Below are 14,734 nucleotides of genomic sequence, written 5' to 3' on the forward strand. Positions count from 1 at the left end.
ATGTCTACCCCTAAGGAGACAATTGTTTATTCATTATGGTAACTCTTAAGCTACTTATTTCATTTAATGCATAATATTTATTTTGTATGTCCAAAAAACCACGGCTAGTAATTGAGAATTCATCGCCAATCTTCTCGATAAATAAAGATCTTGTAAGTGAATGTATGGCCGCTTTACATCCAATAACCTCTTGATTGGTTAGTTTTCTTTTGGTAAGTATTAATGCCATTAATTTATGGATAGCATTCATAGATAAGCTATCGAAAAGATAGATTAATAATAATATATGGTTTTGATACAACAGGATGTTATTTATTGATTTGGATTTTCTTCCTGATGGGATCATTTTTTTTACAGTCTTCAATATCGAAGATGTATGCTCTATTTTTTGATTATCAAATTTACTTTGTATGTCTAATATTTTTCCTTTATAAGATCTGACAAGTCTGATCGGGCCATGATTAATGAAGCTCTTATCGCTTTTATATTTTTTAGGCCGCAATACGAGCATTTTTTCTGCTAGTTCTTTTTGCGTTGAAAAAGCACCAAGCTCTGCGAAAGAACCAGGGCTTTCTGGGATTAGGATTATTAAGTCTACTGCTTCAGCTAATTGTTGCTCTAAAGATAATAAGCTGTTACTTGCTTGCCCCTCTAATAGATCTTCAAAAAGATCTTCGGGATATGCCAGCTGATAATTAGTTTTTTGTTCTAGTAGTTGAGATATTTTAAAGCGAAAACTTTCTTTGTCAGATTTATCTTTTCCACAAATAAAGATAACTTTTTTTGTATCATTAATACCATTTGTAATAATGTTTATGATGGAGTCAATATACTTTCTTAAATCTTGATCTGAAAATGACTCTATATTTATAGGCATGTGTACGGACATTTTTTTTCGTCTTCATGTAATCAGCCAATAAATTTATTCTGCCATAAAAAAAAGCTTGTGTATATTTTCTATTAGTGAAAACGGGGATTAAAGAAGCTGAAACGCCAAAATGCACTAATTCAACTTTTGGCGGAAGATCACAGGAGTCGAACCTGCCCGGGAACGCTGGCGTCCCCAACTGGATTTGAAGTCCAGCCACCTCACCGGAGATGACGATCTTCCGCGCCTCGATTGCTACATGGAGGCGGGGCGCATTATAGCTACTTTCAGGCATTTACCACATACCCCGACACACTTTTTTCACCTCTCTTTTGACCTGTACACCCCTGTTTCAGTTAATTCCTAAGAAAATCCTCATGTTAGCCCCTCGTGCTCCCAACATTTACCGCGATCACAAAAAACAAGAAACGTAATCTGCTAACCAGAAAACGCAATACCCGCTCCTGAAACAATGGTTTAAAACTCTGTAACCGGTCTCAGCGCCCCCTACAGCGTGAAGGATAAAAAAAGATGAGCGAAGTATTGTCAGTTAAAGAGAAGATTGGCTACGGCATGGGAGATGCCGCCAGCCACATCATTTTTGATAACGTCATGTTGTACATGATGTTTTTCTACACCGATATTTTCGGTATTCCCGCCGGGTTTGTCGGCACCATGTTTCTGCTGGCGCGCGCGCTGGATGCGATCTCCGACCCGTGCATGGGGCTGATTGCCGACCGCACCCGCAGCCGCTGGGGCAAATTCCGTCCGTGGATTTTGTTCGGTGCCATCCCGTTCGGCATCGTCTGCGTGCTGGCCTACACCACGCCGGACCTCAGCCTCAACGGCAAAATGGTTTACGCCGCCGTTACCTACACCCTGCTGACCCTGCTCTATACCGTGGTCAATATCCCCTACTGCGCGCTGGGCGGCGTGATCACCAACGACCCGACGCAGCGTATCTCCCTTCAGTCCTGGCGCTTTGTGCTGGCAACGGCGGGCGGCATGCTCTCCACGGTGCTGATGATGCCGCTGGTGAACCTGATTGGCGGCGACGATAAGGCGTTCGGCTTCCAGGGCGGCATCGCCGTGCTGTCGGTGGTCGCGTTCCTGATGCTGGCGTTCTGCTTCTTCACCACCAAAGAGCGCATCCAGGTGCCGCCGAGCACCACCTCCATGCGGGAAGACCTGCGAGACATCTGGCACAACGACCAGTGGCGCATCGTCGGCGTACTCACCATCCTCAACATCCTCGCAGTCTGCGTGCGCGGCGGCGCGATGATGTACTACTGCACTTGGATCATGGGCTCGCCGGAGGTGTTCGTCGCGTTCCTCACTACCTACTGCGTCGGCAACCTGATTGGCTCCGCGCTGGCGAAACCGCTCACCGACTGGAAGTGCAAGGTCAGCATCTTCTGGTGGACCAACGCCGCGCTGGCGGTGGTCAGCGTGGCGATGTTCTTCGTGCCGATGCACGCCACCGTGCTGATGTTCGCCTTTATCTTCGTCATCGGCGTGCTGCACCAGCTGGTGACGCCGATCCAGTGGGTGATGATGTCCGATACCGTCGACTACGGCGAATGGACCAACGGCAAGCGCCTGACCGGCATCAGCTTTGCGGGCACGCTGTTCGTGCTGAAGCTCGGTCTGGCGCTGGGCGGAGCGATGATCGGCTGGATGCTGGCAGGCGGCGGCTACGACGCGGCAGCCAAAAGCCAGAACAGCGCGACCATCAGCATCATTATCGGCCTGTTTACCCTGGCCCCGGCGGCCTGCTACGTGCTGAGCGCCATTATCGCCAAGCGCTACTACACGCTGAAAACCCCCTTCCTGACCAAAATCATGGGTGAGCTGGCGCAGGGCGCGCGCCGCAATCAGCAGGAGTTTGAAAACCTGCCGGTCAGCAAAGAATTGCAGAACTAAGAGGACGAGAGCATGAAAATCAGTGATGGAAACTGGCTTATTCAACCGGGCCTGAACGTGACGTATCCGGTTCAGGTGTTCGACGTGGAGCAGCAGGGCAACGATCTGGTGGTATACGTGGCGCCGCGTGACGTGCGCGAGCGCACCTGGCAGCTCGACACGTTGATGTTCACGGTGCGCCTGTTTGCCCCGCAGGAAGGGATTGTCGGGGTGCGCATTGAGCATTTTCAGGGCGCGCTGAATAACGGCCCGCACTATCCGCTGAACGTTCTGAAAGACGTGAAGGTAGAGATTGAAAACAACGCCGAGTTTGCCGAGCTGAAAAGCGGCAGTGTCAGCGTGCGCGTCACCAAAGGCGAGTTCTGGGCGCTGGATTTCCTTCGCAACGGCCAGCGCATTACCGGCAGCCAGCTGAAAAACAACGGCTACGTGCAGGATACCAACGCCGACCGCAATTACATTTTCGAACGTCTGGATCTGGGCGTGGGGGAAACGGTCTACGGTCTGGGCGAGCGCTTTACCGCCCTGGTGCGCAACGGCCAGACGGTCGAAACCTGGAACCGCGACGGCGGCACCAGTACCGAGCAGTCCTACAAAAACATCCCGTTCTACCTGACCAACCGCGGCTACGGCGTGCTGGTGAATCATCCCGAGAACGTCTCGTTTGAAGTCGGCTCCGAGAAAGTCTCCAAAGTGCAGTTCAGCGTGGAAGGGGAATATCTCGAGTACTTCGTGATCGACGGCCCGACGCCGAAAGAGGTGCTGAACCGCTATACGCGGTTCACCGGGCGTCCGGCGCTGCCGCCTGCCTGGTCGTTCGGCCTGTGGCTCACCACCTCGTTCACCACCAACTACGACGAAGCGACGGTAAACAGCTTTATTGACGGCATGGCCGAGCGCGACCTGCCGCTGCACGTGTTCCACTTCGACTGCTTCTGGATGAAGGCCTTCCAGTGGTGCGACTTCGAGTGGGACCCGGTGACCTTCCCGGATCCGGAAGGGATGATCCGCCGCCTGAAGGAGAAAGGGCTGAAGGTCTGCGTGTGGATTAACCCGTACATCGGCCAGAAATCCCCGATTTTCCGGGAGCTGAAAGAGAAGGGCTACCTGCTCAGGCGCCCGGACGGCTCCCTGTGGCAGTGGGACAAATGGCAGCCGGGGCTGGCGATTTACGACTTCACCAACCCGGAAGCGTGCCGGTGGTATGCCGACAGGCTGAAAGGCCTGGTGGAAATCGGCGTCGACTCCTTTAAGACCGACTTCGGCGAGCGTATCCCGACGGACGTGCAGTGGTACGACGGGTCCGATCCGCAGAAGATGCATAACCACTACGCCTACATCTATAACGAGCTGGTGTGGAACGTGCTGAAGGAGACGGTGGGGGAGGAAGAGGCGGTGCTGTTTGCCCGCTCGGCGTCCGTCGGGGCGCAGCAGTTTCCGGTGCACTGGGGCGGTGACTGCTACGCCAACTATGAATCCATGGCCGAAAGCCTGCGCGGCGGGCTGTCGATTGGCCTGTCCGGCTTCGGGTTCTGGAGCCACGATATTGGCGGGTTCGAAAACACCGCTCCGGCGCACGTCTACAAACGCTGGTGCGCGTTCGGGCTGTTCTCCAGCAACAGCCGCCTGCACGGCAGCAAATCCTATCGCGTGCCGTGGGCGTACGATGACGAGTCCTGCGACGTGGTGCGCCACTTCACCCAGCAGAAGTGTCAGCTGATGCCGTACCTGTATCGTCAGGCGGCGCTGGCCCGCGAGTTCGGCACGCCGATGCTGCGGGCGATGATGCTGGAGTTCCCGGACGATCCGGCATGCGATTACCTCGACCGCCAGTACATGCTGGGGGATGCGGTGATGGTCGCGCCGGTGTTCTCCGAGGCGGGCGACGTGCAGTTCTACCTGCCGGAAGGACGCTGGACGCATCTGTGGCATAACGACGAAATTCAGGGCAGCCGCTGGCATAAGCAGCAGCACGATTTCATGAGCCTGCCGGTCTACGTGCGCGACAACACCCTGCTGGCGCTGGGCAACAATAACCAGAAGCCGGACTACGCGTGGAACGCGGGGACGGCCTTCCAGCTGTTTAACCTGGACGATGGCGCAACGGCGGTGAGCGAAGTGCCTGCGGCGGACGGGGCCGTGGCGTTTACGCTGAAGGCGTCACGTCGGGGCGATATCGTGACCTTTACCGGCGCGGGAGACGCGCAAAACTGGTCCGTGTGCTTGCGCAACGTACAGAAGGTGAGCGGCGTAAAAGGTGGTTCACACGCGGGCAGCGAATGGGGTGTGGTGGTGAAAGCGGAGGGGAATGAGGTGGTGGTTCACCTTTAATTCCCCTCACCCTAACCCTCTCCCCAAAGGGGCGAGGGAAGGGTTTGCTCCCTCTCCCTTTCAGGGAGAGGGCTGGGGTGAGGGTGCGGTCGATACCACACCGCCCGTCATCGTCTGCTGCACCTGCTGTTTATCCATATTTACCGCGTTCAGCTTGCCGTTCACCGTTGGCTTCAACGGTGCGCTGGCCTGCACGCTGCCGCTGGCGGTGAGCTGAATATTGCCGTCGCCCGTAATCGGCAGCGCAGGCCAGCCCCACTGCTGCAGCACGTTGAGCGGCACGCCGCGCCCGTTCAGGCTCACCGTGGTCTGCCGCTGCGGCAGCTGAGAAACCGTCGCCGTGGCTTCCAGAATGCCTTTCTCGGTAAAGGTGCTCAGTTCGGTAATGTTCACCGTGGCGGCGTTCGCATTCAGCGCCAGCGACGGACGGCGCACGTCCACGCGATTAAAGGTCGCCGCCGCGCCGTTCAGGGTTGCGCTACCGCCCCAGATACCCCACTGGCGATCTTTCACCAGCTGCAGGTTTGCGCCGTAGCCGTCCAGAGAGGTGATCTGCCACGGGAAGGCGGGATCGATGTCGATCACCAGGTTGCGGCTCAGGCCGAATTTTTGCAGCGTGACGCTGTTCAGCCATTCCGGCAGAGGCTCCATCCACAGCGTTTTCCAGTTCTGCGGCAGGGTGTACTCCAGCCCGGCGATGGCAACATCGTCCAGCACCAGCGCTTTACCGTCGCGCAGCCAGTTACCGGACGTGCGCACCATGCCGCCTTCCCAGCGAGAGGTGAACTGACGCAGCGCCATGCCCTGCGGGGAAAACTCCGCATTCAGGATCGGGTCGAAAAGATGCAGCGAGCCGTAGATAAACTCGCTGGCGTTCATGGACAGCCGGCCTTCCTGGCTCTGCCAGTCGCCTTTGCTGAGAGTCAGGTTGCGCAGGCTTAAATCGAGATCGGTCACCGCCCAGTCCGGGCCCTGAAGCCGGGCGTCGGTTACGTCCAGACGACCAATCTGCAGAGAAGGGATGGAGGCCAGCGGCGCGAAGAACGCCATCAGCGTTTTATCGCTCTGCAGGCGGATCTCATTCAGGCGCATCGTGTCGATAATCCAGCTCCCGTCGGCGTTGCGCAGGGCGGAGCCGGTAAGCGAGCCACGGGCCATGTCGGCACCAATCGTTTTCAGCACCACTTCCTTGCCGTTGAGCTGGCCCTCGATTAGCACGTTGGTCGCCGGTACGCCGTTCAGGGTCAGCGAGCCCGCGCTCATCTGGATCTGCGCGTTGTTCCCCAGCACGTTGCCCGCTTCCGGCTGCCACGGGCTGACGCCGCCCGTGACCTTCTGCGCGCTCAAGTCCCATTCAGTATTCGGGCTGTTAAAGGCCATGTTGTTCAGCTGCAGGCGATCCGCCTGGAAAGGCAGCGGTGCCGTCTGGGGCGAGAGATTCAGCGTGCCGTCGAACAGGGTGATGGTGTCCATATGCAACGGATCGGTTATCTGGCGGCTGCTCAGGCCGATATCGACTTTTTTGGCTACCAGCGTGGCGGGTTTACCGTCCCGACCGAAGGTGACGTTTTCCAGAATGATGTGGGAAGGCGACGAAAAGCGGTGATTCATCTTGTCGAAACTGAGTTCGTAGTCGGTATTCACCGTCACCCAGCTGCTGACCTGAGACGCGCCCCAGCGGGTCTGGAGCAAAATGTAGAACGCCAGCAGCACAATGAGCAGGGCTACCAGAAGATAGATGAGGAGCTTTCCAATAAATTTCATGGTCTTCCATCCCGCAAAACGCACATAAGGGAGTTATGCACGATTTATGCGCAATCCTCAAGGCGGGAATGGTGTAATTAGATGTCACGGCAGGCATTGGCTGCCTGCCGTGAAGAGGATCAGTTCTTTTCAGGCGGGAAAACGAGGTTCAGAACGATAGCGGTGATACCGCCCGCGGCAATGCCGGAAGAGAGCAGGTTTTTCACCCAGTCAGGCGCAAACTGCAGGATCAGCGGCTGCTGGGAAACACCCAGACCGACGGCCAGCGACAGGGCGATAATCATGATCGCGCGGCGGTTCAGCGGCTCGCGGGAGACGATACGCACGCCGGAGGCCGCGATGGTCCCGAACATTACCAGCGTTGCGCCGCCCAGCACCGGCTCAGGAATGTGCTGCACAAAGCCGCTTACCGCCGGGAACAGGCCGAGGACGATCAGCATCAGCGCCACCACAAAACCGACGTAGCGGCTGGCAACCCCGGTCAGCTGGATCACGCCGTTGTTCTGGCCGAAGCAGGAGTTCGGGAAGGTGTTGAATACCGCAGAGACAAACGAGTTCAGGCCGTTCGCCAGCACGCCGCCTTTCAGACGCTTCATGTACAGCGGGCCGGACACCGGCTGCTCGGAGACGTCGGAGGTAGCGGTGATATCGCCGATGGTTTCCAGAGAGGTGATCATAAAGACCAGCATCAGCGGCAGGAGCAGGCCCCAGTCAATGCCCAGACCGTAGTACAGCGGCGTGGGGACAGTGATCAGCGCGCTGTTGGTCGGCGCGGTGTTCTCCGGCAGCATGCCCAGCGCCCACGCCAGCAGGTAGCCCGCCGCCATGGCGATCACCAGCGAGGCGACGCGCAGGTAAGGATTACGCTGACGGTTAAGCAGAATAATGATCGCCAGCACGACACCCGCCAGCAGCAGGTTTTTCGGCGCGCCGAAGGTGTGGTCGCTCATTGCGGCATAACCGCCGCCAATGGAGGTCAGGCCCACCTGAATCAGCGACAGGCCGATAATCATTACGACGACGCCAGAAACCAGCGGGGTGATGACGCGGCGAGCCAGATGCAGAACGCGGGAGATGACCATCTCCGTACAGCTGGCCAGCATCAGGGTGCCGAACAGCGCCGCCATCATGGTTGGGACATCCGCACCGCCGGTTTTTAGCGCCGTACCGCCCATGATCAGCGGTGCCACGAAGTTAAAGCTGGTGCCCTGAATCGACAATAATCCCGACCCTACCGGCCCCCACGCTTTAATTTGAATAATCGAGGCCACGCCGGAGGCGAAGAGAGACATGCTGATAATGTGCTGCGTGTCCTGCGCCGGTAAACCGAGCGCCTGGCAAATCAGCAGCGCCGGGGTGATCACCGCAACAAACATCGCCAGAAGATGCTGGCAGGCGGCGAAAAGCGTTTGCGGCAGCGGCGGGCGATCCTCAAGGCGGTAAATCAGTTCGCTATTTTGCTTCTGCGCAATCGGTTGCGCATCAGGCGACTCTATGGTGTTAACGGACATCGGCGGCAATCCCACGGTGGAAAAGCGGGCATTTTATCTGACCACCTGGTAAAAGCAAACGATTGCCAGCAAAAAAAGGGAAGAAAATCTGCCGCTGTGAGCAGGTTTTCTACAACGCGTGGGGAAAAAAAATTACACTTTTTGCGCCGGGGGCTCATGAAGAGCGCAAACCGGCCCAGGATAACGCCGCGTGTGTATGGAACACGCGCATAACAGGAGCCTTTTATGATTCATCTCGATACGTTGTCGACCCTTGTTGCCGCAACGCTGGTTCTTCTGCTTGGTCGCAAGCTGGTACATAGCGTTTCCCTTCTGAAGAAATACACCATTCCTGAACCTGTCGCCGGTGGCCTGCTGGTGGCGCTGGCCCTGCTGATACTGAAAAAAAGCATGGGCTGGGAAATCGATTTTGATATGTCCCTGAAAGATCCGCTGATGCTGGCCTTCTTTGCCACTATCGGCCTGAATGCCAACCTGGCAAGCCTGCGCTCGGGCGGTAAGGTGCTCGGCGTATTCCTGATTGTGGTGGTGGGGCTGCTGCTGATGCAAAACGCCATTGGCATCGGCATGGCAACGCTGCTGGGGCTGGATCCGCTGATGGGTCTGCTGGCGGGGTCGATTACTCTTTCGGGCGGTCACGGAACCGGGGCCGCGTGGAGCAAGCTGTTCATCGAGCGCTATGGGTTTGAAAACGCGACGGAAGTGGCGATGGCCTGTGCGACCTTTGGCCTGGTGCTGGGTGGCCTGATTGGCGGTCCGGTGGCGCGGTATCTGGTTAAGCACTCCACCACGCCGAACGGCAGGCCGGACGATGAGCTGGTGCCGACCGCCTTCGAAAAGCCGGACGTTGGCCGCAGCATCACCTCGCTGGTGCTGATTGAAACTATCGCGACGATCGCCATCTGCCTGACCGTGGGCAAAGTGGTTGCGCAATGGCTGGCGGGTTCCGCGTTTGAACTGCCGACGTTTGTCTGCGTGCTGTTTATCGGGGTGATCCTGAGCAACGGTCTGGCGCTGATGGGCTTCTACCGCGTGTTTGAACGGGCGGTATCGGTGCTCGGCAACGTCTGCCTGTCGCTGTTCCTGGCGATGGCGCTGATGAGCCTCAAGCTGTGGGAGCTGGCCTCGCTGGCGCTGCCGATGGTGGCGATTCTGGCGGTACAGGCGCTGTTTATGGCGCTGTACGCCATGTTCGTGACCTGGCGCATGATGGGCAAAAACTACGATGCGGCGGTGCTGGCAGCGGGTCACTGCGGGTTTGGTCTGGGGGCTACCCCAACGGCTATAGCCAACATGCAGGCGATCACCGAACGGTTCGGACCATCGCACATGGCGTTTCTGGTGGTCCCGATGGTTGGGGCGTTCTTTATTGATATCGTCAACGCGCTGGTGATCAAGCTGTACCTGATGCTGCCGATGTTTGCCTGAGATCAGGCGTTGGAATACCGCTCGGTTTCCGGCATCCAGCGCTCAATTAACGCTGCCGCCTGTTCGGGGTAGCGTTCATGAATATGGCGGGCGAGCCGCTGAACCTCGGGGATCATGGCCTGATCGCGCAGCAAATCCGCTACTTTGAATTCCGCATTACCCGTCTGACGCGTGCCCAGCAGTTCGCCCGGGCCGCGGATCTCCAGGTCTTTTTGCGCAATAACAAAACCGTCGTTGCTGTCGCGCAGCACCTGCAGACGCATCTGGGCGGTTTTGGAAAGAGGCGCTTTGTAGAGCAGTACGCAGTGGGACGCCACCGCGCCGCGCCCGACGCGCCCGCGCAGCTGGTGGAGCTGGGCAAGGCCGAGACGCTCCGGGTTTTCGATGATCATCAGGCTGGAATTGGGGACGTCCACGCCGACTTCGATCACCGTGGTGGCGATCAGCAGATGTAAATCACCCTGTTTGAACGACTGCATCACCGCCTGTTTTTCGGCGGGCTTCATGCGTCCGTGAACCAGACCCACGTTCAGCTCGGGCAGCGCCAGCTTAAGCTCTTCCCACGTTGCTTCGGCAGCCTGCGCTTCCAGCAGTTCAGACTCTTCAATCAGCGTACAGACCCAGTAGGCCTGACGCCCTTCCTGGGTGCAGGCGTTGCGCACGCGGTCGATGATATCGCTGCGGCGCGTGTCGGGAATGGCGACCGTTGTGACCGGCGTACGGCCCGGCGGCAGTTCGTCGATGGTGGAGGTATCCAGATCGGCGTAGGCGGTCATCGCCAGGGTACGCGGGATCGGCGTAGCGGTCATGATCAGCTGATGCGGGTGGAAGCCCTGCTGCAGCCCTTTCTCCCAGAGCGCCAGACGCTGATGCACGCCGAAGCGGTGCTGCTCGTCGATAATCACCAGCGCAAGACCGTTAAACTGCACCTGCTCCTGGAAGATGGCGTGCGTGCCGACAATCATCTGCACCTGCCCGCTGGCAATAGCCTCCTGTTGCGCAAGGCGCGCTTTGCCTTTTTGCTTCCCGGCAAGCCAGCCCACTTCAATTCCGAGTGGCGCAAACCAGGCGCGGAAATTGTTGGCGTGCTGTTCAGCCAGCAACTCGGTCGGCGCCATTAGCGCCACCTGTTTACCGTTAGCAATCGCGCGCAGGGCCGCCAGGGCGGCAACCAGCGTTTTACCGGAGCCCACGTCGCCCTGCACCAGACGCATCATCGGCACGTCGAGCGCCATATCGCGTTCAATCTCGGCGGTGACGCGCGCCTGCGCGCCGGTGGGTTTAAACGGCAGCGAGGCCAGCAGCTTATCTTTGAGCGCATCGTTCTGGCTTAACGGCTGAGCGTGGAAACGCTGCGCGCCCGCGCGAAGCGCCAGCATGCTCAGGTTATGTGCCAGTAATTCCTCAAGGATAAGACGCTGTTGTGCGGGGTGTTTGCCGCTTTCTAAATCGTTGAGCTGCAGCGTTGGCGGCGGTCGATGCAGGGTTCGCAGCGCCTCGGGTAGGCTCATCATGCCCTGCGCCAGCTCTGGCGGCAGCAGCTCGGTAATGGCGCAGGTATCCAGCAGCTCCAGCGCCTGATCGGTGAGCTTGCGCAGCGTCGCCTGCTTGATGCCTTCGGTTGTCGGGTAAACCGGGGTAAGCGTCTCCTGCATTTCCGGCGTGCTGAGATCGCCCTGCACGCGGTACTCCGGGTGGATCATCTCTGCGCCGTATTTCCCGCGTTTGGCTTCGCCATAGGCCAGCACCCTGCGGCCCGTCGCCAGGCTGTTTTTCATCGCCGCGCTGAAGTTGAAAAAACGCATGGTGAGAATGCCGGTGCCGTCGCTGATCTGGCAGGTCATCATTCGGCGTCCGCCGAAGGTGATGTTGCAGTTCAGGACTTCGCCTTCAACGGTGGCGTAAATGGCGGGAAGAAGATCGCCAATCTTGTAGAGCTGGGTGCGGTCTTCGTAACGCAGGGGGAGATGAAGCAGGAGATCCTGCACGGTGTGCAGGCCAATTTTTGCCAGCTTATTGCTTTGCGCCGCGCCCACGCCCGTCAGGCTGTTAAGAGGGATGGCATCCAGCAGGCGGCCTTTCATCGCTTACCCGGCGTACTGCATGGTGGCCCACCACTCGGCATCGGCTTCTATTTCGCCCTGCGCGTTGACGTGGGGGTAAGGCAATTTTTTCTGCTTCGCAACGCGAGCCAGCACCGGATAACCACCTTCAAACAGCAGGCGCTGCTGCTCATCTTCCGGCAGCATGCTGTTGCTGCGCTCGTACATCCCGGCGTTCTGACGCTGGCGCTGCGCTTCATACAGAATGAGCGCGGACGCCACGGAGACGTTGAGAGACTGGACCATGCCGATCATCGGAATGATGATGTCACGATCCGCCAGATCCAGCGCTTCCCGGGAGATCCCGGTTTTCTCCTGACCCATCAAAATGCAGGTCGGGCGGGTGTAGTCGATCTCGCGGAAATCTACGGCTTTAGCGGACAGGTTCGTGGCCAGGATCTGCATCCCGCGCCCTTTCAGGTGCGATACGGCTTCGCCAATGGTGTGATGATTTTTGACAGACACCCAGCTGTTGCTGCCTGCCGCCGCCGAGACCGTATTGCGCATACGGCCGTCCGGCCAGACGGCGTGCACTTCATGCACACCGACGGCATCTGCGGTACGAACGATAGCAGAGACGTTATGAGGTTTATGCACCTGCTCCATGCAGACCGTCAGGTCAGGCTGACGCCTGGCGAGCATTTCGCAGATACGTGCATAACGTTGTGAATTCATAAACCTAGTTTCGGTTTCGGGTGACTTTAATCACGTCCGGCATGACGCGGATCTTGCGCATAATATTCGCCAGATGCACGCGGTCGCGGGCGGTCAGACGAATAAAGGCGCTGTACACGCGGCCATCTTTTTCTTCCGTATTCAGGCTCTGAATGTTGGATGAAGCCGTGTTGATCGCTGCCGTCAGGTTCGCCAGGGCACCCTGATGGTTGAACATATCCACCTTAATTTCGGTGATAAATTCCTGCGCGGTCTCTTTATCCCACTCGACCGCCATAAACTTCTCGGCTTCTTTCTGGTAGCCGCGAATGTTACGACAGGACTCGTGGTGGATAACCAGCCCTTTACCCGGGCTGACGTGTGCAATAATCGGGTCGCCAGGAATTGGACGACAGCATTTTGCGAAGGTGATCAGCACCCCGTCCGCGCCTTTAATCGGCAGGTGTCCGTGGCTTTGCGTGGTTGCAGGCACCGCTGTCGTGTCGCCTTGCTGCAGGTTCTTCGCCACCACCACGCTCATGGCGTTGCCGAGGCCAATCTCTGCCAGCAGGTCGTCAAGCGACGCAAGCTTCATGCGTTCCAGCTCACGCTGGACGTTCTCCTGCGGAATTTCAGCCAGCTTACGGCTACCGCCCAACGCGTGGTTGAGCAGACGACGCCCCAGGCTGACGGAATCATCGCGCTTGAGGTTTTTCAGCAGCTGGCGAATTTTGGCGCGTGCTTTGGAGCTCACGACAAAGTTCAGCCAGGCCGCGTTCGGACGTGCGCCCGGTGCGGTAATAATTTCTACCGTCTGGCCGCTGGAGAGCGGTTGAGACAGCGGATAAGGCTGTCTGTCGACGCGCGCGCCGACGCAGGCATGCCCGATATCGGTGTGCACGGCGTATGCGAAGTCGACAGGCGTTGCGCCCGCAGGCAGTTCGACAATGCGACCTTCTGGGGTGAAAACGTAAATCTCATCCGGGAAGAGATCGGATTTAACGCTCTCGATAAATTCAAACGAGCTACCCGCACTCTGCTGAAGCTCCAGCAGGCTCTGCATCCAGCGCTGGGCGCGGATTTGTGCGGTCGTGCTGCTTTCGCCACCGTGCTCTTTATACGCCCAGTGTGCGGCAACACCCATCTCTGCCATCTGGTCCATGTCTTCGGTGCGAATTTGCACCTCAACAGGTACGCCATGTGGCCCGATCATCGAGGTGTGCAAAGATTGATAGCCGTTCGCTTTTGGAATGGCGATGTAATCTTTCATGCGGCCCGGACGCGGTTTGTAGAGGCTGTGCATCTGCCCCAGCACGCGATAGCAGGTGTCCGAGTCGTGGACAATTACGCGGAAGGCGTAGATATCCATGATCGAGTGAAAACGCTGCTCTTTGAGCACCATTTTGCAGTAGATGGAGTACAAATGTTTTTCGCGACCGCTGACGCGGCACGGAATTCCCGCTTCCTGTAAGCGCCCTTCAATTTCCGAGAGGATTTTTTGAATCATCTCTTTGCGGTTACCGCGTGCGGCTTTCACCACCTCTTTAATCACGCGATAGCGGTTCGGGTACAACGCTTCAAAACCCAACTCTTCCAGCTCGGTTTTAATGTGGTGAATACCTAAACGGTGCGCCAGCGGACTGTAGATTTCGAGGGTTTCACGGGCAATGCGGCGACGTTTATCCGGGCGAAGTGAGCCCAGCGTGCGCATGTTGTGGGTACGGTCAGCGAGTTTGATGAGAATGACGCGGATATCCTGCACCATCGCCATAATCATCTTGCGGAAGTTTTCGGCTTGCGCCTCTTTCTTGTCGCGGAAATTCAGTTTATCAAGCTTAGAGACCCCTTCCACCAGTTCGGCAACACTTTTGCCAAACAGCTGTTCCATGTCCTGATAAGTGGCAGGGGTATCTTCGATCACGTCATGCAGCAGAGCGGCCATCAGCGTTTCGTAGTCGAGTTTCATCTCGGCCAGAATACAGGCCACCGCTACCGGGTGCGTGATATAGGGTTCACCGCTTGAACGTGTCTGGCCCTCGTGAGCGTCACGTGCAACGAGATACGCCTGCTGAAGACGCTTAATCTGGTCTTCAGGCAGGTAGGTTTGAATCAGTTGATTCAGGCTTTCAAACAGATACAAGGGCGACCCGCAG

Annotated in this window: 9 protein-coding genes and 1 tRNA gene; 3 read left to right on the top strand and 7 right to left on the bottom strand. The window is 57.4% G+C overall.

Annotated elements, in window-relative coordinates; genetic code table 11:
* Positions 1 to 10: 10 nt before the first annotated feature.
* Both ACWKXN_RS17535 and ACWKXN_RS17540 read right to left on the bottom strand, forming a co-directional pair.
* The gene (locus ACWKXN_RS17535) at positions 11 to 889 is read right to left on the bottom strand and encodes a retron St85 family effector protein (RefSeq protein WP_069303464.1); all 879 of its coding nucleotides are present in this window, start codon (positions 887 to 889) and stop codon (positions 11 to 13) included.
* A gap of 127 nt (positions 890 to 1,016) precedes the next feature.
* Positions 1,017 to 1,111 (bottom strand) — tRNA-Sec (locus tag ACWKXN_RS17540).
* A 288-nt stretch (positions 1,112 to 1,399) separates the two neighbouring features.
* Here ACWKXN_RS17540 and ACWKXN_RS17545 point away from each other — a divergent pair.
* Positions 1,400 to 2,791, top strand: a complete 1,392-nt coding sequence (locus tag ACWKXN_RS17545) for a glycoside-pentoside-hexuronide family transporter (RefSeq protein WP_039263514.1) — start codon at positions 1,400 to 1,402, stop codon at positions 2,789 to 2,791.
* Positions 2,792 to 2,803: 12 nt separating this feature from the next.
* On the top strand, positions 2,804 to 5,122 hold the full coding sequence (yicI, locus tag ACWKXN_RS17550; RefSeq protein WP_454544081.1) for an alpha-xylosidase: 2,319 nt from the start codon (positions 2,804 to 2,806) through the stop codon (positions 5,120 to 5,122).
* Between the two features lie 60 nt (positions 5,123 to 5,182).
* On the opposite strand, the gene ACWKXN_RS17555 is transcribed toward yicI, so the two are convergent.
* Together ACWKXN_RS17555 and xanP are read right to left on the bottom strand one after the other, a co-directional pair.
* Complete coding sequence (locus ACWKXN_RS17555; RefSeq protein WP_454544082.1) at positions 5,183 to 6,886, bottom strand: AsmA family protein; 1,704 nt, start codon at positions 6,884 to 6,886, stop codon at positions 5,183 to 5,185.
* 119 nt (positions 6,887 to 7,005) lie between these two features.
* Positions 7,006 to 8,397, bottom strand: coding sequence for a xanthine/proton symporter XanP (gene xanP, locus ACWKXN_RS17560; protein WP_014881972.1), 1,392 nt, complete (start codon positions 8,395 to 8,397; stop codon positions 7,006 to 7,008).
* Between the two features lie 225 nt (positions 8,398 to 8,622).
* Between xanP and gltS the strand changes: the two genes are divergently transcribed.
* On the top strand, positions 8,623 to 9,825 hold the full coding sequence (gene gltS / locus ACWKXN_RS17565) for a sodium/glutamate symporter (protein WP_023309880.1): 1,203 nt from the start codon (positions 8,623 to 8,625) through the stop codon (positions 9,823 to 9,825).
* A gap of 2 nt (positions 9,826 to 9,827) precedes the next feature.
* Here gltS and recG read toward each other — a convergent pair whose 3' ends face one another.
* The 3 genes from recG to spoT are packed head-to-tail and all read right to left on the bottom strand — an operon-like array spanning position 9,828 to position 14,721.
* Complete coding sequence (recG, locus tag ACWKXN_RS17570; RefSeq protein ID WP_182382833.1) at positions 9,828 to 11,909, bottom strand: ATP-dependent DNA helicase RecG; 2,082 nt, start codon at positions 11,907 to 11,909, stop codon at positions 9,828 to 9,830.
* A 3-nt stretch (positions 11,910 to 11,912) separates the two neighbouring features.
* Positions 11,913 to 12,602, bottom strand: a complete 690-nt coding sequence (gene trmH, locus ACWKXN_RS17575) for a tRNA (guanosine(18)-2'-O)-methyltransferase TrmH (RefSeq protein WP_045354723.1) — start codon at positions 12,600 to 12,602, stop codon at positions 11,913 to 11,915.
* Between the two features lie 4 nt (positions 12,603 to 12,606).
* Positions 12,607 to 14,721 carry a bifunctional GTP diphosphokinase/guanosine-3',5'-bis pyrophosphate 3'-pyrophosphohydrolase gene (gene spoT, locus ACWKXN_RS17580; RefSeq protein WP_023309883.1) on the bottom strand — a complete coding sequence of 705 codons (2,115 nt, stop codon included), beginning with the start codon at positions 14,719 to 14,721 and terminating at the stop codon, positions 12,607 to 12,609.
* Positions 14,722 to 14,734 lie beyond the last annotated feature (13 nt).

This window comes from Enterobacter sp. UPMP2060, assembly GCF_053709655.1.